This window comes from Salipiger sp. ABF4_146, from assembly GCF_056161345.1.
This window is the reverse complement of sequence record NZ_JBSWYX010000015.1, coordinates 110,974-129,649: the sequence shown is the minus strand read 5'-3', so window position 1 is coordinate 129,649 and position 18,676 is coordinate 110,974. Positions and strand designations below refer to the sequence as shown.

The 18,676-nt window shown below is 57.7% G+C and carries 19 protein-coding genes; 2 read left to right on the top strand and 17 right to left on the bottom strand.

Going from position 1 to position 18,676, the window contains the following annotated elements; all coding sequences use genetic code 11:
- The 10 genes from ACXAJT_RS20225 to ACXAJT_RS20180 form a co-directional block, all read right to left on the bottom strand.
- A partial coding sequence (locus tag ACXAJT_RS20225; protein ID WP_475238135.1) for a hypothetical protein occupies window positions 1-225 on the bottom strand: 225 nt, incomplete at its 3' end.
- 90 nt (window positions 226-315) lie between these two features.
- Entirely contained in the window at window positions 316-792 is a 477-nt protein-coding gene (locus ACXAJT_RS20220) for a hypothetical protein (RefSeq protein WP_475238128.1), read from the bottom strand.
- Between the two features lie 193 nt (window positions 793-985).
- Complete coding sequence (locus ACXAJT_RS20215; RefSeq protein WP_475238125.1) at window positions 986-1,567, bottom strand: hypothetical protein; 582 nt, start codon at window positions 1,565-1,567, stop codon at window positions 986-988.
- Window positions 1,567-2,130, bottom strand: a complete 564-nt coding sequence (locus ACXAJT_RS20210; RefSeq protein ID WP_475238123.1) for a hypothetical protein — start codon at window positions 2,128-2,130, stop codon at window positions 1,567-1,569. The genes ACXAJT_RS20215 and ACXAJT_RS20210 overlap by 1 nt, the downstream gene beginning before the upstream one ends.
- Complete coding sequence (locus ACXAJT_RS20205; protein WP_475238120.1) at window positions 2,127-2,999, bottom strand: hypothetical protein; 873 nt, start codon at window positions 2,997-2,999, stop codon at window positions 2,127-2,129. The genes ACXAJT_RS20210 and ACXAJT_RS20205 overlap by 4 nt, the downstream gene beginning before the upstream one ends.
- 407 nt (window positions 3,000-3,406) lie before the next feature.
- Window positions 3,407-4,819 carry a PIN-like domain-containing protein gene (locus ACXAJT_RS20200; RefSeq protein ID WP_475238116.1) on the bottom strand — a complete coding sequence of 471 codons (1,413 nt, stop codon included), beginning with the start codon at window positions 4,817-4,819 and terminating at the stop codon, window positions 3,407-3,409.
- Between the two features lie 677 nt (window positions 4,820-5,496).
- Window positions 5,497-5,916, bottom strand: a complete 420-nt coding sequence (locus ACXAJT_RS20195) for a hypothetical protein (protein WP_475238113.1) — start codon at window positions 5,914-5,916, stop codon at window positions 5,497-5,499.
- Between the two features lie 427 nt (window positions 5,917-6,343).
- Window positions 6,344-9,595 (bottom strand): hypothetical protein, encoded by a 3,252-nt coding sequence (locus tag ACXAJT_RS20190; RefSeq protein ID WP_475238110.1) that lies wholly within the window; start codon window positions 9,593-9,595, stop codon window positions 6,344-6,346.
- Window positions 9,596-9,692: 97 nt separating this feature from the next.
- A complete protein-coding gene (locus ACXAJT_RS20185) occupies window positions 9,693-10,901 on the bottom strand; it encodes a hypothetical protein (RefSeq protein WP_475238107.1) in 1,209 nt (402 codons plus the stop codon).
- Between the two features lie 852 nt (window positions 10,902-11,753).
- Window positions 11,754-12,884, bottom strand: coding sequence for a tyrosine-type recombinase/integrase (locus ACXAJT_RS20180; protein ID WP_475238104.1), 1,131 nt, complete (start codon window positions 12,882-12,884; stop codon window positions 11,754-11,756).
- Window positions 12,885-13,345: 461 nt separating this feature from the next.
- On the opposite strand from ACXAJT_RS20180, the gene ACXAJT_RS20175 reads away from it, so the two are divergent.
- On the top strand, window positions 13,346-14,005 hold the full coding sequence (locus tag ACXAJT_RS20175; protein WP_475238101.1) for a thermonuclease family protein: 660 nt from the start codon (window positions 13,346-13,348) through the stop codon (window positions 14,003-14,005).
- Window positions 14,006-14,010: 5 nt separating this feature from the next.
- Here ACXAJT_RS20175 and ACXAJT_RS20170 read toward each other — a convergent pair whose 3' ends face one another.
- The 3 genes from ACXAJT_RS20170 to ACXAJT_RS20160 form a co-directional block, all read right to left on the bottom strand.
- Window positions 14,011-14,169: a hypothetical protein gene (locus tag ACXAJT_RS20170; protein ID WP_475238098.1), complete on the bottom strand. Its 159-nt coding sequence runs from the start codon at window positions 14,167-14,169 to the stop codon at window positions 14,011-14,013.
- Between the two features lie 485 nt (window positions 14,170-14,654).
- Entirely contained in the window at window positions 14,655-15,068 is a 414-nt protein-coding gene (locus tag ACXAJT_RS20165) for a hypothetical protein (RefSeq protein WP_475238096.1), read from the bottom strand.
- Window positions 15,069-15,475: 407 nt separating this feature from the next.
- Window positions 15,476-15,865, bottom strand: a complete 390-nt coding sequence (locus ACXAJT_RS20160) for a hypothetical protein (protein ID WP_475238094.1) — start codon at window positions 15,863-15,865, stop codon at window positions 15,476-15,478.
- Window positions 15,866-16,381: 516 nt separating this feature from the next.
- On the opposite strand from ACXAJT_RS20160, the gene ACXAJT_RS20155 reads away from it, so the two are divergent.
- The gene (locus ACXAJT_RS20155; RefSeq protein ID WP_475238092.1) at window positions 16,382-16,702 is read left to right on the top strand and encodes a hypothetical protein; all 321 of its coding nucleotides are present in this window, start codon (window positions 16,382-16,384) and stop codon (window positions 16,700-16,702) included.
- A 334-nt stretch (window positions 16,703-17,036) separates the two neighbouring features.
- On the opposite strand, the gene ACXAJT_RS20150 is transcribed toward ACXAJT_RS20155, so the two are convergent.
- The 4 genes from ACXAJT_RS20150 to ACXAJT_RS20135 all read right to left on the bottom strand — a co-directional run bounded on the left by ACXAJT_RS20150 (window position 17,037) and on the right by ACXAJT_RS20135 (window position 18,621).
- Entirely contained in the window at window positions 17,037-17,252 is a 216-nt protein-coding gene (locus ACXAJT_RS20150) for a hypothetical protein (RefSeq protein WP_475238090.1), read from the bottom strand.
- 159 nt (window positions 17,253-17,411) lie between these two features.
- Window positions 17,412-17,678 (bottom strand): DUF5658 family protein, encoded by a 267-nt coding sequence (locus ACXAJT_RS20145; protein ID WP_475238087.1) that lies wholly within the window; start codon window positions 17,676-17,678, stop codon window positions 17,412-17,414.
- Window positions 17,675-17,947: a hypothetical protein gene (locus ACXAJT_RS20140; protein WP_475238084.1), complete on the bottom strand. Its 273-nt coding sequence runs from the start codon at window positions 17,945-17,947 to the stop codon at window positions 17,675-17,677. Before ACXAJT_RS20140 ends, ACXAJT_RS20145 begins: the two co-directional genes overlap by 4 nt.
- On the bottom strand, window positions 17,944-18,621 hold the full coding sequence (locus ACXAJT_RS20135; protein WP_475238082.1) for a glycoside hydrolase family 108 protein: 678 nt from the start codon (window positions 18,619-18,621) through the stop codon (window positions 17,944-17,946). Before ACXAJT_RS20135 ends, ACXAJT_RS20140 begins: the two co-directional genes overlap by 4 nt.
- Between the last annotated feature and the right edge of the window lie 55 nt (window positions 18,622-18,676).

Below are 18,676 nucleotides of genomic sequence, written 5' to 3'. Positions count from 1 at the left end.
CGACCGCTGCCCACAAGCCTTCTTCTCAGCAATCGCACTCGCTGCGACCGTAATCTTCTGGCTTTGAAGGAGAACGAGTCCTGAGCCTAGGGTGTGCCGCTGCTCGGGCAAGAATGTGGCGTACCCGTCAAATAGCGCTGCGGCATATGAGCCAATATCAGCTGTAATTGGTGCTTCGGTAAATGTGAGTGGAGTGTAATTTTCGGGAATGTGCTGCTCGGGCATCTCGCCGCTCCTGCTAGGAGATTTCTACTCCTGCAAGCATATGCCCGTCACTAAATTCCATATAGCGCCTTTTTGCGCTGATTTAGGCTTCTACCACTTGTAAGTGGGCGTATCTTCGTCAATTATTTCCGGCAGTGGGTTTTCCGCAAGAAATGACTTGACTGTGCCAACCACCTGCGGCTGGGGGCAGTAATAGAAAGTCCCGCTGCGATGCACATACCGCGCGACCGGACAATGTTTTTCGCCTTCCGAAGCGGAAGACGGTACCGGCAAACAAGGCCAGTCGGCTTTGGCGCGTTTGATGATCCCATATGCCACTGCCTCCCGGTCGTGCCCTGCATAATCAACAACCAACGCAAGGTCGCTGTCAGCAATGGGATCAAATGCGAAGCGCAGCAATGTGCGCCTCGCCGTTGCAATGGTGCGCAGCCGCACCGGCACATTGTTCCCGATTGCTACTGCGCCCCGGCTTGATGTTGCATCGGCAATTTCGCACATCAACACAGCAGCCCAAAGTCTTCGGCAATCGTCAGCATGGAACTCGGTCGGGTCGATGGGCGCATTCATTGCGGGCGCTCCGGGCGCGGGTAATGTGTGGGTGTTTTGACGGCAATCGGCGCTGATTGCGTAGCAGGTAAACCCGCTCCAGCCGACCAATTAATGATCGGGTAATGTAGCACAGCCATATTTTCTCTCCTAACAGCATAGAGCATTATGCTGCCGCAAGAGGGCTTCCGCTATCGGAATTATCGGAGGTCGTTTATTTGAGCAGCGCCTTCAATTGGCGACTGCCTTCCTCATATGCGGCGACGGCTTCCGAATATGGCAGGTAGTCCTTTAGGAGCAAGAACGGCAATTGCTTCTCGCTTAACTCCCGGAGGCATTTAGCGCGGAGCAGCATCTTGCCCTTCCCAAGCCGGTCGGCAATTGAGCGCACGGCGAGGCAAACGGTGAGTGGCAGCAATGGCGGGCCGTCCCACGCTTCCGCAAGCGCCTTGTCTTCGTCACTCAGCCCGGCTTTTTCGGCTAGCGCGTCAAACTCCTTGCTCCGCACGTAGCTGGCCATGTCGTCAACTTCCGCAATTGGACCGAACGCCCCTAGCTGCGCTACCTCCGCTTGCGTCTTTTCGGAGTACCGTGCCGGGAATTTGAGCGCCTCAACGCCATCGCCTGCCAGCGCGACACACTGCACCTCAATTTGGTCGTAAATATCGCGCGGGACGCGGCGGGCGACACAGGCAACACCATCAGCGTCAATGTGGCTCAGCTCGTGCCGTGCGGTGAAGTCGCCGTCTGGCTCATATGGGCGTTGTCCGGGCGTCTTTGGGTTGGCAGAAGCCATTACAATTCCTCCCGCAGCGCAAGGTCGGTGGCAGTGAAGTGCAGTGACTGGTGGACCACCGCGCGTTTATAGAGCACCGCGTCACATACCGACTTCAGCGCGTTAACGTTGGCCGAAAGAAGCTGGGGCACAATATGGGCGCGCTGCTGGTCTTCCGTAAGTGACCGGATTTGCTTCTTCAGCTGGTCATTTGTATCTGAAAGCTGCTTGAACTGCTTATCGTTCCGCAGGATGTGGCTGGCGAAGTCGGCAATGGCGGTTTTGATGCGCCGGTCGGTGTCGGCCCGCTTTGCCTCAATCTCCGCTGTGCGCTCGGTGTACCGATCCAGACGGCTCGAAATGCGGTCTAGCGCCTTATCTGAGCGGCCATCAGCAGCGGCGATTGCATCGTCTACCGTCTTGCGCAGGGCTGCAAAGTCAGCGTCGAGTTCCGCTCTTTCCGATGCGACAAGCTGGGACACCGCTTTGAGCAGCGCTTTGCGTTTGGGTGCAGCTTCGGCAGGAGCCGGAGACGACTGCTGGGGGCGCTTATCTGGCCCATACGCCTTGCGTTGCACGGTCATCTCCATACTCCTCCCAGCTTGGATTTGATGTCTCGGAGGTCGTCGCGCTTGCCGCTCTTGCGGTGGTCCTTGCGACGCGCCTCCGCTTCCTCTTTGGCGACCTTCGCAACCATACGCTTGGCCTCCCGCACCCGCAGGCGCTTGAACGCGAACTTGTCCAGCAACTGGCCGTCTGCCATCCGAATATGCAGGAACCGAAGGCCACCCGCTTGGTCATTCAGCGCGACCGGCTCCTTGTGGCCGTTGCGCCATTCCTCGTCAAAGTCACTTGGCTGCGGGACGTACTCGGCAAAGACGCGCTGGCCCTCTTTGGTGTTGAGCCGGATATCGTCAAACTCAGCGTCAGTCGTATCGTCATCGCAAAGGGCGTTGAGCACGGCTGTAGCAAGGAAGTCGTCAGTCTTTACGCGGCGCTGGCGGCAGACCTCTACATCACGCTCCAGCTTTGTAGCGGCGACGATGCACTGGTCGGCAAGGTCCGACACCTGCGACAAGTCATAGTCGGGCAGAGCTTCCAGCTGCTCGTCCGCAAAGCCCCGGACAGTGTGAGCACAGTCGAGCACCTGCCACTCGTCCGTAGACGTGTGGATATCCGGGTCGTCGCCATTTAGGATTGCGGCGGCAAGCCGGAAGTCTTTGGCGGCAGAAAGTGACTGCTGCTCAGCTAACTCCAGCTCTTGCACAGCGTGCTGAATGTTCCGCACTTTCTGAGCGGCGCTGACGGTATGGTCCTTGCCGCTTACATAGGCGAACGCTTGGTCCCGGCGCTCCTTTGACAAGTCCGAAAGCGCGCGCTTCCCGGCATCGACAAGGCCATCAAATACGGCGATTGACGGGCGTTTGGGCGCAATAACGTGACGGCGGCTCATTTCGAGCGCTCCAATACAGACATTTCGGGGAGATTAGGGGCACAGCGGGAGGCGAATCCAGGGTCATTCCCGGCAGAATTGCAGCATTCATCCGATTCAAGCATATTCGCCTCCCACTGTTGCGGCCGCATTGTGCGGATTTCATAGGCAAGTTTAGCGCAGGAGAGCGCGCCCATATAGCGGCAGGATATGGATAATTACCGCGGCTGGCAGTAATTATTAACGGCGATGAAATCGTCGCCCGGGCAAGCGGCGTAAATGGGTCGGCTGTTATTGGCGGTGAGCCCCGGCAATAGGCGCTCACGCTGGGAAAATGCCGGTAGACCGGGCCAAGGTGTGCCCGTCTAGGTGTGTACCGTGAGCGTCAGCGCAGCACCCCTTGGCGTCTATGATCGGCGGAATGGATATTAGTTTTCTGACGAAGAGTTTGGGAAGAATCCTTTCCTTAGCGAGCCTTCATCAAAAGAGTAGTGAATCAAAGCATGGAAAGTCTCTTCTTGATCAGCATCAAATCCCAGAACTCCTGCCATTACGTTGAAACCTCTCGGGATTATTTTCCCATTTAAGAGCTGCAGGCGGCCCTCCAAGAGCGCCACATCGTCAGCAGATTCAAGGACAAAGACGAGCGTTAAAAGGTCCAAATCACGTCGCTCCAGCTTTGCCTGTGCCTGACGCGAAACGTCCACAATTCTTTTTACAGCTCCGGAAACTGACCTGAGAGTCTTCACTTCGAACCCAAAGTTTCGACCATTCTTCGATGCGATAAAGTCTGGAAAGCCATCAGAGTATACTATCTTTTCAAAGCGCCCTGAAAGCCAATCAAATACAGCTCTCTCCCCGTCCCTCGCTCGCAGAACAAGCTTCTGAAACTCTGAGGCAGACTCATTGCGGACCCTTGAAATATCACGAACCTCCTCCAAGGTCTCACTGGAGACCGTAGTTTTCAAGAGCTTCTGAGAGTATGACAAGAAATTCTCTGGCTTATACATGAGGAAAGTTTCAACTCCGGAAACTCTCCTAGCCTCCTCAATAAGCTCTGGACGAGGCCCCACCGTCTTCAATCCGTTTGAGTTGACAAGCCACCACCAATCTTCTTTTGCATCGTCCGTTACGAAAATAATTGACTTATTTTTCTCGCTATTTGCGAAGCAAAGAATTTGGTGCCACACCACGTAGTCGCCATATTTTCTTCTGTAAGATAGACCGCCGTAAGAATAACCATCCGCCCCATCTTTATCCTTTCCCGCATCCATATACCCGGGAGGCACGCGCTTGGAATATCTAGCCTCAGCATCTTTGTACAAACTGTCCAATTTTTTTTGATCGCTCGGAGGTTCCCCGACCCGAGATTCGAAAAGCTCCTCAAGCTTCTCTTTGAGCGGATCGCGCGCGGTAAGTTCCTGCTGCTCCTTTTGGATATCCTTTAGCTTAGCAAGGAAATCCTCCGCAACCCTCCTAAAGCCATCCATTACTGGATTTGGATCAATTAGAGAATGCCTTCTCTCCAATTGAAGTTTACTAAGGTCGGCTTGAAGATTATCTCGAGATTTCTCAATAACCGCTTCTACCTCTGCGAACCTTTTATTCTGATCCGCGATGACAGACAGTCTATTTCTCTGAAACTCTAATGCCACATGATGTGGTATCCATATTCTATCTGATAGGCTCTCGAGAACCTCAAGTAGTTCGTCGCGAGTTTTTGCTTGATATCGATATAGGTTCAATAGGACATTAGTATCGAAGACAAAAATCGCCGACTCCCACGCGGCTTGATAGTCGATGGACCTACTTGGATCGAACTCTGAGAAAATTCCCTTCATTGAACGTCTTTCACACTTTCCTTGACAGCCAGACTAGCAAGTATCGGACAGTGAAGGGCTTGGGAAGTGAAATTGTTAAAATTTGGCCTGACTCACGCCTTGGGGGCTTGGACTAAACTAAACTCTTTGCCAACTTAAAGCGAACGAAGGGGGGTAGCATGAAAAAGACCTCAGGCCTGTCGCTGCAAAGGCTGAAAAGCGGGTTTGCGCAGCGCGCTGCAACATCCCGATGGAAGTGGATTCTAGGTACCTTGAAATCTTCGGACCAATTGCTTCCCGACTACCCGGCGCGCTCATGACCCTGATCGGTTTCTTTCAACACCGCCCCCCGCCCCTATGGGCGGCCAGCCGGACGGCGTAGCTCCATGCACAGCCACACAGGCTGGCTCTCGCAGCGCAGATGGCTATGGCAAGCACCACCTAGCACCAACCCCTACCCCAGCAGCGCTATGCGCATCAGCGCGCGAGTCTCGCAGTCTCCCGGCATAGCAGCAGCAAAGCAAACGGGGCACCGCTGCACGGGCGCGCCGAGCACTGCTCCGGCACCCCGCTCCGGCCCCTGCGCTGCCCACCGTCTGCAAAGCAACAACGGCAGGCGCTTGGCCCACCGTTGCGACAACTCATTCCGATTTTGGATCGCCTGCAGAAAACACCGGCCCCCAAACCTAGGCCCCCGATCAGCCTAGCACCTTAGAGCGTGACGGTGTTGGGGTGGGTGGCGTGGGGGGCTTAGGCGGTCCGTTAGGGCCACTACGGTCGTCACCGTCGCCACGACGCTTGCGCCACTCGACGCCGAACTGCTCGATGCTGTCATGCATCGCGTATTCGTACGCTGCCGTGATGTCGTCCAGTATCACGTTGACTGCGAGCACACGCTTTGCGCACCCGGTTCCCTTCTCGCGCAGCGCCTGCCTGTCGTCGAAGATGTCTCCGAGGTCTGAGTTGTAAACAGGGTGATCTCGCATTGCGTCCTTCAGCTCAGTTGCAGCGGCGTGCAGGCGTGCCCAGCGCAATAACGAGCGGCCAGGGTTCAGCGCGTCTCGACCGTTGTCTAGCTCACGCCTAATGAGCGCGTTGAGTTGGTCCATAGCTTCCATATAGTGATCTCCTATTCCAGCCATCCTAATATTAGCGCCATACCTACAAGCGGGCTACGGAATTAGGCGTAATTGTGATGGTTTGCGGGCATTCCACAAAATGCAGAACGTTGCATAAATTTAGTTCTGCAATTTGCTCTGCAACCCGCGCAAGTTATTAAGAATAAAGCACAAATTGCAAAATAGGCAGAATTGCAGACTTTCCCCCTATACGCGCGAGGTAATTAAAATAGCATTTCACGATTTAATTATGGCATTTGTGGATGCATAGATGCATCACGCGCGCATATGCGTGTACGGGGAAAGAAAGTCTGCAATTCTGCCTGTTCTGCAATAAGCTACTGACATCTATGCAGAATAAGGCAATGCAGAACTTTGCGCAGAACGCTGCGCTTTGCAACGTTCTGCCTTTTCGGGCGAGAAACACCTACTCAGAGCTATCATCGTGCTCAAAACGGCGGCTGATGACTTCGACCTTGAACATTTTTCGGTACTTTGACATGTTCACATTCTTAGTGATGAGCCTAGCTTCGATGCGTACAGGCACCCACTCCCCCACATCATTCCGTTCTACCGTGTGGAATGCCACCGGCTCGGTATGTGACGCGAAGCGCTTCGACATTGCTCGCATTGCCACCGGCTTCTTGTCGTCAATACCCGCTATGTCCCTGTAACGCTCATACATGACGTCTTCGATACCTCGCCAAGACCGAAGCCCACTCAGATCGTGCCCTTCAGGTATCGCCGCCATCCGCGTCGGAGCGTACTCTTGGTTCGACATATTATGTTCCTCAAGGTCGCGCAGCTCACTCACCTTGCTCAGCGGGAAGAGCTCTTCCCCAAAGCCCGCATAGAAACCATGCACCACGTCTGACATTGCCCGCGTCTCCAGCCCTTCCTCCCGGCTTTGCATGAACGCCTGCCCAAAGCTGAGCATGCCGTCGCTGTCTGGGTAATGTGCGTGCCCTGTGTCTGCCGGGCGGCGGATCATGACGTCGTGCCAGATACGCATCGCGTTCATGACCGGGGAACCAACAACCTCATCCCATTCCGGAAAGCGGGACTGAGACCGGTGCTCGATGTACTGGTCCGAGAAACGAAAACGCATGATCGTGTAGGCTGCCATCAAGATCTTCTCGCGGTTCGCCTTCACCCACTCGATCGCATTTGTGCGGCGCAACTCACGCAACTCGGGGTTCGCTGTTTTGGCATCGAGACTAACCGTCACAAATCGGCTGGCTGTATCTTCAGACAACGAAATTTCGTTACCTGTGAGCACTGGGATCACCGCCGCGTCGACATCAACAACGCGGCTCTGGCCGAGTATGCGGCTCGCCACCTGCTCGGCGGTGATGATTCCTTCCAGTGCCGATGATGCGAATACCGATCCGCGTTTAAGGTTGTCGATGCCGATCATTAGCGGTGACTTCAGCATCAGCGAAAGCATCCGCTTCTCGCCCTCTTCCTCACCGTTGTACCCGTCGGGCCATGCGAGCATCGGCAGATCATGTCCAAGGGCGGCGTAGGAGACCAATCTCACCAGAGTGGTCTTGCCCACCGAGACGCTGTTGGCGTTCACGAGGAACCCGGGGCAGAGCTTCAGCTGCTTGACCACAAGGGCCGTACATAGCATCGCCAGAAACCCCATCCGGTCATGGTCAGACTTGAACAAGACATCACAGCAAACAGAATTCAGCAGGAAGTTCGTGGTCTTGAACACCTCGGTGATGGTTGGAGGCGGTCCGCTGACGTCGATTTGCGCGGTACTACATCCAAACAGCCCAGTGTCCCAGTCGTACCCTTGCGGGGTGTACACCGACCCATCATGCCTAAGGATTGGGTGCTGCACGAGGCCGGGGCATGTAGGGTAGACGCTGCTCGCGTCGGCGTAGAGGTACGCGTTCGACGTGGCGTTGATCGGGACCTCTTTGATGCCGTTCTTCGTCCTGCGCCAAAACAAGAAGTGCCGCTCAAGCTCGACCGCGTGGGACTTTTCGTTGTGCGGGTGGAACTCGAAGTGGTGCTCGACCTCACCGCTGAACCGCGACTTGACCGGTACTTTGCGAACGGTGGTCGGCTCCCCTGTTGGTCCCATCAAAACGGGGCTCGCTGATCGGCGATCAAGTATCAGCTGCCGCATGTCAGCATGGAAGGCCGTACGAGGCTTATCAGGGTCAGGGTCGGCGATGGCATCGCGCCCACTGTCAGCGGCGCGCCCCCGCAAGGCGGCCACTTGGGCGCGCTCTTTCATAGCGCGCAGCGTCTTCACCGCGTCGTTGACAGCGTCATCTACGATGGCGGCGGCGTCTTTGCGGGAAAACGACGACACCTCGGCGAGCCTCCCGGCCAGATCATCCTTCACGCCCTCGGGGTCGTGTTCATAGTAGAGCAACAGGGCGGAAATCCCGGTGATAGCAGCACTCCGGGAATTGTACCCCTGCATCGCCGCGAGCAGAGAGCCGGTGTCGAGCTTCAGCTTGAAGATCGTGCCGCCGCCCATGAAAGACCTGATGCGTGCGAGCCTCGGGAGCCCAGCATCATCTAGTTCTTCGCCATAAATCAGCGCCCTCGTCCTGCCCTTCTCTGGTTCGACGGGGCAGTAGGCGCGCGCGCCTGCATAATCCTGCCAGTTTCGTATGATCTCGAAGACCGGCACTTCGCGGTCGTCGTCAAGCTTGACCACATGGTCCCCGAAGAGCTCACCGCGCTCTAGCTGGGCGAGAAGCGCCTTCGCCTCGTTCTCCGACTTACCCCCAGCGATCATCTCAGCGGTGCGTTCTCGAAGCCACTCTGCGCGTCTGCGCGCGGCTTCTTCCCGTAGCGGCGCGCGCAGTTGCGCGATGATCTTGGCCTCTTCGGAAAACTCAGCCTGTGTCAGCCCGATGATTGTGGCGGCATCTACAGGTCCGCCTTCTACCACCTCGAACTTTGTCTCCGGCCTGACCAAACCGTCAGCCAAAACAGGGTCCGCTTCGAAGATGATGCGCTCGGGGTTTGAGCTGCCGATATCGAGCAAAGTCTGAACAAGGATAGCACCGCTGCGGCTGACTTTCCCGAACCCCCACCCGGCTTTGAGCAGCCTGAAATGAAGCTGCGCAGCTACCACTGGCATGTGTGCCCCGTCACGCAGGACGAAGTAGCCGTGCTGATTGTTACTGTCTAAGCGCTTGCTGCCGTCGCAGGTCTGGACCCCGGCAGATGAAGAACCCCGTATGAGCCAGCCAGCCCGGTCGAACTCAGGCAAGCCGAGCGACCGAATTAGCGATACGATGCTGTTGCCATGTTCGCGCTCGAAGCGCTCTCGCAGATCATCGGGGACGCCCTTGAAGTCGAAGTCGAGGAAGCAGAGGCCCGGCTGGCCCGGAGCATAACCGAAGTTCTGCTTGGTGCGAGCCACTTCACCCTTCCCGAGTTGTGCCTCGGCTGCGATTTGCACGACACCATCGCGCTCGAGCCCCTCGTCGCCGATGTAAGTCCCGGTGATAATGCACTCATTCTGCGACAACCCCGACAAGACGGCGTTAAGTTCTGCGAAGTCACTGACCGCCGCTCGCCTTAACGTCCCCCGCCCCAGCGCGACCTGGGCCGCTACTTTCTCGATCTCACCATCATTGCCAAGGAAGAATGATTTTGTGAGGAGCCGATTGGCTCCTTCGGATTTCAGGATACTGAAGAGCATTTCCCGCCCTATAGAATTGCATGGTGATATTTTCCTTTCTGGGTGAATGCAGCGCTCAAGTTGGGCGGCGGAGCGCTGCGGAAGGGCCATGCACTCGTTACTTGAATTCCTCCCGTGCCGTGCTGGTAATCGTCTGTTCTTCGCGTGTCAGCTCAGCATGTGCATCACTTGTGACTGCGGCTAGCCGGCTGTGCTGGGCCATGTAGGTCCGGGCGATGCGCTGCATGATCGGGTTTTTGAAGCATTGCTGACCGTTGTGGATCGTGACGGTTGTAAGCCCCGTCCCTACCGGGTCGCGCCCATCGGCCAGTACCAGTGCATCAATGTCCTGCTCATCGTCCGGTGCGACCAAGTCATCCAGAAACTCATTACTACCCAAAGCAGCGCGGCGTATTTCGGCCGCGTAAAGCTCCGGGTAATCTTGCAGGAACGTGGACACGACCTCTGACATGGCTTTTTCATGGTGAACTTCCCAGCTCACCGTTGACGAGCCACCGACACGCAAACGGCTGTAAGGGCACACAGCGCCATTGCGCAGCACTTCATCTTTGAAGTCTTCTATGCGTTTCTGCTCGATCACTCTGAACAACCCGGTCACTGCACCATATCGGCTCCACTGCGCGTCTTTGAGCATAAACGCACGGGCGATGCCTTCTGCCCCGAGATCAGCGTACTCGCCCCCAACGTCTGCGACGTAGCACAGGCTTGGTTTGTATGGATTCCGATCACTGCGCGACTGGTGGCTTCGCTCGACGCCGACATAGCGTGGAACGTGACCCGCCCCGCTCAGACGATCATGAGCCTCAGCAGTCGTGTTAATGAGCAGCCTCTCGTCCTCGTGCAGGTCAGCACGGTAGAGCATTCCATGAAGCACAAATCGGAGCGCTTCATGAAGCTGGTAGATGTGCGTTGCGACGTACGGACCTGCGATGCGCTCATGTGGAAGGTACTTTCCGTCACGCACCCAGCGCTCGACTACCATCGAGAATGCGAAGCCGAACGCGGGGTTGGCGGTGATCCACTTGCCTGCGTTTAGCCCGGCTTTCGACCGGAAGGCAAAAGCGCGTCCCGGACCTGATGCGCGTGGATCACGGGTCCGCGGAGCAACCGGCACCACCGAAACATCATCCACCATCAACGGAAATGAGCCGGGCTTCTGCCGGTTGACTGGCCAGTTTAGAACCGCCTGTGCGGGGTGTCGTGCAAAGCCCTCTCGAACGACATCACGGTACTGATCCAGCTTCGACGGGTCATCAAGTACCGCTTTGAGGACGGCGATCTTCTCTTTGAGTGCATTATGCGACATGTGGCACCCTCCGATGTCGCACAAGGATATCTCTATCACGGTTAATTCGCATATCAGTCTCCATAGCTCCGGCAATCTGGGTTGCGATACGGACGAAAGGAGCATATGCTTTTATTACGGTAAGCATTTCCCGTATATCGTCCTCCCCGCCGTGTAATCTTGCCGGATCAACCACACGGCGGGGATTTAATTTTGCCCCCATCCCAGCACCGCCAATAGAACAAATGCTGTACCCCTGCGGCTTCTGCAGCGTAAGGCTTCGTATGGGCGATTACCTGTTTCCATTGTCTGATTGTTACTGTCTGATACCTCGAAATCTGAGCCGCACACATAAGCAATTCTGAGTAAACATCCGCAATTATCCTGCGCCCGCACAGCCATTTGGCTTGCAGGGTGTGCCGAATTAACCTATGCTGGACTTAGCTGAAGTTCAGCAGCGCGGGGGCTGGTTGGCACTTTGCTCCCGCGCTGCCCAGCTTAGCTCCTCAGAGCCCTCCCATATATAGAAAAGTGCGGACCACACGGCAATTACGCTGTGCCACGCCGCAATGCGCAGCCACGCGATTTATTCCGCCACCCTCCGCCGTTGCGCCAATAGCCATTCCCGCCGTAAAATTACAGCGCCGGAGGGGTTCGCTCTCCGGTGTTATTGACCCAAGGTTTTTTGGGATCGCTGGTTTGGAAAAAACCGCCAGTCGAAGGGAATGGGGCGTGCTGGAGCGGCAATGAGCCGATCTCCTGTCAGTCCCGCAGGGATCAACGGTGGCGATAGGCCGAACGACGTTTCCCTGCATCATGCGACAGGCGACGGAATAGCCGAGCGCGCGTCATAGAACGCATAGCACTCGGCTTTTACGCCTTCCGCAACGCCAGCAGCGCATCTGCTACCGTCTGCGCTTCGGCGCGATAGTCGAGTGCAACGCTGTGCGTGTACCGCCTGTTGACCCCGCCGCTTGGCTGCTGGTTGAGCAACACGGCACGACGCCACTCATCAACCCCTGCCCGTTCTGCCACAGTGCTCCATGCATGACGGCTCCAGTGAGGGTTGGGGAGCCCGCTGGCACGGTGGTCGTAGATGTGGCCGCTTTCGCTGCGCTGCGACGGGAAGAGCCATTCACCGCGCGGGCCGCCTAAGCGCGGAAGCGCAGCAAGCTCAGCCGTCGCCTGTGACGACAGCGGCAGCGTGAACGCCCGCTTGGCACCACCCTTCGGCTCCGGCAGGTGCAGCGTGGCGGCGGCAGCGTCAAAGTGTTCCCACCGTGCCGTCGCGATGTCTGACTTCCGCAGGCCAGTTAACAGCGCCAGCCGCCAAGCGCCCCGCACCCAGACGTTGCCGAGCGCATCAACCTTCTTCCATACCGCAGACACGTCAGCGCCGGTGATCTCCATCGGCGCAGCGGTGGTCTGTGGCACCCGAATGCCTGACGCGACGTTGGCCTCCACCCACTCGAGTTCCAGCGCCTCTGACAGCACGGGGGACACCGACCGCAGCCAGTTGAGTGCCGTCGCGCGCCCGGTGCCGTCTGCCAGATCATCATGCCGCTCTCGCAGCCACCCACGTCGCACCGCAGGAAGCGCCATGTCCCACAGCTCGGGCGAGTAGCGGTCGATGCTGTACTTGTAGCCAGCGATGGTGCGCGGCTGACGGCCCAGCCGTCTGTGGCGGCGCTCAAGCCGGTCGAAGGCGTCTCTAAACGTGTGCTCACGCTGAACCGGCGCGAGCCCATGCTGATCGACTTCTGCCAGCTTCTGCAGGGCGTCACGCCGCGCTTGCGCAAGCCCATAGACGCCGGCGCGGAAACGCCCCAGCGTGTGCCAGCGCTGACGGCCCCCTGCGTACACCATCATTCCAAACGACAGGCCCGACTTGTTGACCGTAACGATCACACGAGACTTTGGGTCGATGATGCGATCTTGCGTGCCGCTAAAAGTGATCTTGCTCAGCGCTGCATCAGTAAGTGATTCTGGGCGGTAGGTAGCCATGCGATTGTGGTCCGCACATCATTCCAATTATGGAATGATTATGGCTTCGTCCACTTCACAGCAAGACGGACACAGCACCAGCACGCAGCATCGCGCAGCTAACTGCTTGATCTCGCGCAGTATTACGCGGATTTTTGGTGCCCCCACACGGGCTGACAGAAACACTATATTGTCTAATGAAATCAGTGTTCGGCTGTCCCAGATGCGGTCCGACCCGGCACACACAAAATCAATGGGTTACAGACAATGTGTCCCACGCGCCTCGAGCGCGTTGGCCGCTCCGGCCCCGACTGCCATCCGTGTGACGCCGCCTGCTTTCACAGGTGACAATGGCATCTCAGGAAACTTGAACCGTTGATCCTAGGATCACGATCAAATATCATTTACCTCTATTACGCATGATTATTCCCCTGATTGATATTTCGATAATTTCAGCGACCCATGCCGTTAAGTGAGTTCAAATGGTTGATTGGTATTCTAGCAGCTCTAGCGCCCTGAAAACTTGGCTACTATCACTTCCGGAGATAGCACTCCTTGCAGCGATATTCATCGCCGTCGCATTTGCTGTAGGCCTCCCCCTTTACAGCCTCATGACTCGTGTGGAGAGGCGTAGGCAGCGCAAGGCGGACACGTGGCAGGTTTCCCAGCCACCTTGGAGCAAAAGGCGTTCGCTCCGAACGTACTTCGCCCGCAGAGGACTGCGCTCAGACACTGAGCTCATCCTCGGCGCAGTCATCGCCGTGAGCATCTTTGCATACACTCAGGCATCGGATCTGCTCCCCGGTGAAGCAACATCCTCCACCGGGCAAGTGCATCGTCTCAGCAGCGCAAGGGGCGCCACCGAACTGTCGGGGACAACAACTCATGTACGTGACGGCGACACAATCGAGGTCCAAGGCGTTCCGATCCGCTTCGAGTCTCTCGACTGCGCCGAACTCGGGACACCTCAAGGCGATCGGGCTAGTGCGAAAATGAGAGAACTCGCCTCCAATCGACCGCTCAAGTGCACCCTTATCGGACGCAAGAGCTACGATAGGGAGATAGGCGAATGCTCCCTTGCAGACGGCAGAAGCTTGAGCAAGATCATGATCACCGAGGGCTACTGCAGACGGTGGCGGTGACGGCGTCACCTTTTCTGGCGGCCCGCCATCGAGCCTCTATCTTCAACCGGCGAGCCGATCTCCTCTTCTGCCCTCTGCCTCAAATACTCGCGCGCCTTAGCCGTCAGTCCATACCGCGTCATGTAATCGAGCAGCACGTCGCTAAGTCGAACTTCCTCCAGCATGGTGACCTCCTTTGGTTGCATCGCAAGATTGCAGCACAGGTCTTAAGAATGGGTGAATGTGAGATACCAAGAGAACGCGCCGCTGTTCCCGGGCCTATCTAAAGCCCGCGAATTGCGCACAACCGGCAAGGGATTTTAGGTTGTTTGGGAATATAGACTTTTCAGATACTTAGCCACGCCCCACTCAACCAAACAAAGCAGAAACATACCGTGAAAGAGTGAGCGGCGGGGCCGCGCGAGATCCAGACCGTTCTCGCCCCCTAACCGACTGCCTCGATGATGACAGCAGCCACTCCCATCAAGACGATCGCAGTCACAACAAGTGCGACCACTGCGCCCTGCTCCTCCTCCGGAGCGTCATAGCTCATCGGTCCGCCACATTTAGTGCATGGCTTGTGCCCGCGCTCCAAGCGGCGCGTCGTCCTCCATCCACAAACACCGCACCGTAGGGGTGCTCCCTCTCGTCGTGCCACAGCCTCGCCTCCTTAGCTGGGTTCATTTGAAAACAAGCTCTCCGGAAGCTGACCGCGCTTTCGGGCCCGCTCCAGAAACATCGAGAAGCCACGAACAGACGCTCCGTACACGGCTTGGTATTTGGTAACCGCCCTGAGAATAGAGATCGCAGCGATGAACTCATCAACCTTAAAGCCCTCGGGAAAATTGCCGTGCTTCAGCCGGTTTTGATAGAAATTAAAATCCGTATCGCTATAGCGCCTCAAGGCTGGAAACAGATGCTCATCATTCGTGGCAGGCAGCACACCCTCCGACGCAGACGCCAAGATAATCGAAGCGTCAAAACACCCGTCTTCAAACATCGCAATCGCAGCCAAAGCCTGTCGTTCAGATGCTTGTTGGGCATCGAGATAAATAGACGCTGGCTCCCTATGAGGCCATCCCATAACATCACTCCCATTCATACTGGCCCATAACTGGGGCTTTATTCGCATTTTTATCGGACACTGGGCCGCAATGAAGATCGCGCGGCTTCAAGCGTCTAGTATCTTTGACGCTCCGCCGCACCCGAGACACGTGCATGATCCCTCCTACGGAAATGCGGATCAGTTCGCCACGCTTCATCAGGTTCTTCTAGCCGGAGGCATCTGCCTCGCTACTCTACCCGAACCTACACAGGGCGAATGCAGCGGAGCCGCCCTGACGTTGAGGATGGGCTCAAGCGGCCGCATGTACCTCGGCTAAGTTCAGCGCACACGAGTATGTCCGCTCGGTGTAGCGTGGCAACATTCTGAACGGTATTGAAACCTACCGAGAGCGCCACCTCCCTGTGCCGCCGTGCCTTGGCTGAAATTCAGACAATGCCGCTCGTTATCGCCGCCTTCACCGCCAGCGTTCCCAAGACGAAAAGGGCAACAGTCGCGGCCGCTGCCACAAGGGACAGGCAGTGGATCAAGCGCTTCAGAGCAGCATAAAAGCGCTCCCGTTTGCCGCCGCGATTGTTGAAGGTCGCTAGCGTCGCATAATTGGTGAAGTAAGCCATTCCCATACTGAATACGCCTGCCGCCGCGCCGTAGGCAAACAGCACAATCGCACCCGAGACACCCAAGATCACGTCCGCATATGACTGATCCGCTTTCGCGATCGACGCCACGAACCCGAGCACCGCAACCGCTGCACCACCATTTATGAGGATAGCGCTCCGCAGGAAAAGATTTGACGAACTGACGATGTTCTCGTTCATGTGCCGGAACATTTCGTCGCGAAAATTCTCAGATGCCACTTTCGATGACCCCTTACTTACACTTGTCCATTTCCATTATACCTTTGCCGGAAGGACAATAGCCACCTTGTCCGAGCAAGCGTGACCTGATCTGGCGCCAAACCTCCGCCGGCGCTCATTGAACTGGTACTCGCGACGATCCATCCTTGGTGCTTGCTGACGATCGGAGCATTCTAGATTGCGAAAAGCTACACTCCGGAAAGAAACCCTCTTGAAGAATGTTTTAGAGGCACTAACTTAGGCCGGCATCTCGCACGCCCCGCCACTAATGCGGTTCGCTTTGAAATGGGCGGCGAGTTTCGAGTAGAGACCGGACCTGCTTGGTCACTGCTTTGATTGCGTCTTGAGCGCCGCACGAACACGGCGCGGATGGATTAGACCCCCCGTTTGTGGGCTTTCTAGTCGTGTCTGAAGACAAGGCGCTCGAAGTAGTAACCCGTCGCGCGAAGATCGTTTGCGACAAAAGCAGGAGACCACATGGCCGAAATCGACCATGAGAAAGACTTGCCCATCGTCACGCTTGCCGAGATGGCAGCAGAACTCCGCGCTGAGTATGACAGCGCATCCAGCCACCCGTCGCCTTCCGAGGAGCAAGTTTACGAGGACGCCTGCTCGGCCCTCGAGAACGCATATTCGGCCCTCGAGGACGCCATCCTCCGTCTCTCGCCTCGCGATCGAAGGGACTTGGCGCACCAAGTTCTGGTCGCCACCTACCGCGGGGCCGGTCTGGAAGGCATCGACCACGGCGAAGCGATGAAGGCTAAGCTTATCGTGATCGCCAAGGCCGCGGCTGCCTGATGATCAGCGCTGCCCCATGTCGCGCCGCGGCGTGGGCCGCGGCCCTATCGGCGCTAAGAGAGGCCCTGCGCCGCACCTCATCAAGCGCCTCCTCCATGCTCGAAGCGTATCCTTGCGCCACCGGCTGCGCTCGGACGAACCACATCCAGCTCAGCGCCGGGTCAGACAGCATCGTGGAATACACGCGACCGACTTGGCGCCGCCCATTGAAGACGAGCCAGCCGTTGTCGCCATCATCCCGGCCTGCGATCACTGTTCTCTTGCGCGTCCACATGGGCCGCAGATAGACCCTGAAACGCAAAAGTAGAGGCCCGGCGCGATGGCCGGGCTCATTTCACTCTGCGCAGCCCCACTCTTTGCAAGCGCGCGCCTGATAGATCACCCAATCGCCGAAGGGCCGGTCGGCCTTGATCGCCTCGATCGTCTCTGGCTTGGCCTCAGGCGGCGGCTTCGAGACATCCGAGAACAGCGCGCCATCAGCGCTGCGGCCCAGACAGCCAGCGGTCAAGCTCAGCGCCAAAAGCGGGATCGTCCAGCCTTTCAATTTCATGTGTGATATCTTCCCGTTGCTTGATGTTTTCGACCTGGCCCTCGGCGGCCCGCAGGGCGGCGCTCTGGTGCGCGGTGTAGCGTCCGACGAAGAAGCCTGCGCCAGACGCTATGAGGGCCACCAGCGCGCAGGCCAGCGGCCACTGGAGGCCTGTCGGGATCATTGCAGCAACCTCCAGTTCCGGAAGGCCACCAGCGCCGTGAGCGCGCCCGCAATCCACGCGAGCCACGCCGTGCCGGTGTAGATGGCAATTCCCACCACCACGGCAGCCACCGCCAGCTTGACGGCGATCCAACCCCGGCCGAGCCGCTCCATCAGGAAGCGCACCACCGGGTTGAGCTCGCGCCCACCGCCGGCCAGCACGCGCTCGGTGGTCCAGATGTCAGCGATCTGGGCCAGCGCGAAGAGAATGAGACCCCAGATCATCGGCGCATCCCCGGCTTGGTGCTGTAGGGCCGCGCCGCACCACGACGCTGGTGTGCCACGATGAGCCCCGAGACCACGGCGAGCCCGCGCAAGATCTTCTCGGTCGTCTCGGCGGAGATGCCGGTGACGGCTTCGAAGGCCGCCGAGATCGGGCCGACCGCCTCGCTGGACCCGAGGGCCATCAGCAGATCGAGCCCGGCCAGCGCCAGTGGCAGGATTCCGAGCCAGAAGCTCCGCGCCCAGAGGATGAAGATCGGTTCTTGGGTCATGTCGGAGCCCTCTTTGCGAAGATGGAGGTCAGCAGGTCGAGCGCCGCGTAGAAGCACTTGGCGTCGCCGGTGGCTTTGGCGTTCGCACCATCTTCGCGCTCGACAGGTGCCGGGATGTTGGCCCGGCTGCGGGCGAGCATCACCGCTCGATCGACAACGCCGAAGTCGGCATCCTGCACGCCGTCCTGCTCGCCCATGACGCGGCGGGTCCAGCCGGTGCCGAAGGTGGTGAAGATCTTGAGGGTGCGCAGCCAGCGCATCCGTTTCGAGCACAGCGCGACCGAGAGCTTCACCGGGTCATAGTCCATGATTGCCGCGAGGGTCTGCACGCCCATGATGCCATCCGCCGAGGTGCCGACGATCTCCTGCACGTACCGCACCGCGCGCGCCGGACCGGAGTTCACCGAGAAGTCGTAGAGCGCGTAGTCGACGCCCTTCGGCAGCTTGTCTCCCCAAACCTTGTCCCAATACTGCTCGCGATAGATCGTGTCGCGCTCATGGGCTTCGAGCAGTCTGACGCTGCGCGACTGCAGGCCCATCGTGCGCCGCCATGCGTTATAGGTGCGCTGGGTGATACCCTGATTGGTCGCGCCGCCCGGATCCTTGGGGTGGTTAACATAGCCCCCTTCATGGGTCAGAACCCACGGATGGCATCGGTCGAAGGTGTCGAGCATGTCGATCTCCCAAAATGAAAAACCCCGCTCGATGGCGGGGCATGTAAGCGATGAG

What these genes read in the sequence shown, in the direction of transcription:
- ACXAJT_RS20140 (WP_475238084.1), bottom strand. Translation starts at nt 17,947, where the DNA reads ATGACCCAAGAACCGATCTTCATCCTCTGGGCGCGGAGCTTCTGGCTC.
- ACXAJT_RS20210 (WP_475238123.1), bottom strand. Translation starts at nt 2,130, where the DNA reads ATGACCGTGCAACGCAAGGCGTATGGGCCAGATAAGCGCCCCCAGCAG.
- ACXAJT_RS20220 (WP_475238128.1), bottom strand. Translation starts at nt 792, where the DNA reads ATGAATGCGCCCATCGACCCGACCGAGTTCCATGCTGACGATTGCCGA.
- ACXAJT_RS20185 (WP_475238107.1), bottom strand. Translation starts at nt 10,901, where the DNA reads ATGTCGCATAATGCACTCAAAGAGAAGATCGCCGTCCTCAAAGCGGTA.
- ACXAJT_RS20150 (WP_475238090.1), bottom strand. Translation starts at nt 17,252, where the DNA reads ATGAAATTGAAAGGCTGGACGATCCCGCTTTTGGCGCTGAGCTTGACC.
- ACXAJT_RS20165 (WP_475238096.1), bottom strand. Translation starts at nt 15,068, where the DNA reads ATGGGATGGCCTCATAGGGAGCCAGCGTCTATTTATCTCGATGCCCAA.
- ACXAJT_RS20195 (WP_475238113.1), bottom strand. Translation starts at nt 5,916, where the DNA reads ATGGAAGCTATGGACCAACTCAACGCGCTCATTAGGCGTGAGCTAGAC.
- ACXAJT_RS20135 (WP_475238082.1), bottom strand. Translation starts at nt 18,621, where the DNA reads ATGCTCGACACCTTCGACCGATGCCATCCGTGGGTTCTGACCCATGAA.
- ACXAJT_RS20205 (WP_475238120.1), bottom strand. Translation starts at nt 2,999, where the DNA reads ATGAGCCGCCGTCACGTTATTGCGCCCAAACGCCCGTCAATCGCCGTA.
- ACXAJT_RS20190 (WP_475238110.1), bottom strand. Translation starts at nt 9,595, where the DNA reads ATGCTCTTCAGTATCCTGAAATCCGAAGGAGCCAATCGGCTCCTCACA.
- ACXAJT_RS20160 (WP_475238094.1), bottom strand. Translation starts at nt 15,865, where the DNA reads ATGAACGAGAACATCGTCAGTTCGTCAAATCTTTTCCTGCGGAGCGCT.
- ACXAJT_RS20200 (WP_475238116.1), bottom strand. Translation starts at nt 4,819, where the DNA reads ATGAAGGGAATTTTCTCAGAGTTCGATCCAAGTAGGTCCATCGACTAT.
- ACXAJT_RS20145 (WP_475238087.1), bottom strand. Translation starts at nt 17,678, where the DNA reads ATGATCTGGGGTCTCATTCTCTTCGCGCTGGCCCAGATCGCTGACATC.
- ACXAJT_RS20170 (WP_475238098.1), bottom strand. Translation starts at nt 14,169, where the DNA reads ATGCTGGAGGAAGTTCGACTTAGCGACGTGCTGCTCGATTACATGACG.
- ACXAJT_RS20175 (WP_475238101.1), top strand. Translation starts at nt 13,346, where the DNA reads ATGGTTGATTGGTATTCTAGCAGCTCTAGCGCCCTGAAAACTTGGCTA.
- ACXAJT_RS20155 (WP_475238092.1), top strand. Translation starts at nt 16,382, where the DNA reads ATGGCCGAAATCGACCATGAGAAAGACTTGCCCATCGTCACGCTTGCC.
- ACXAJT_RS20215 (WP_475238125.1), bottom strand. Translation starts at nt 1,567, where the DNA reads ATGGCTTCTGCCAACCCAAAGACGCCCGGACAACGCCCATATGAGCCA.
- ACXAJT_RS20180 (WP_475238104.1), bottom strand. Translation starts at nt 12,884, where the DNA reads ATGGCTACCTACCGCCCAGAATCACTTACTGATGCAGCGCTGAGCAAG.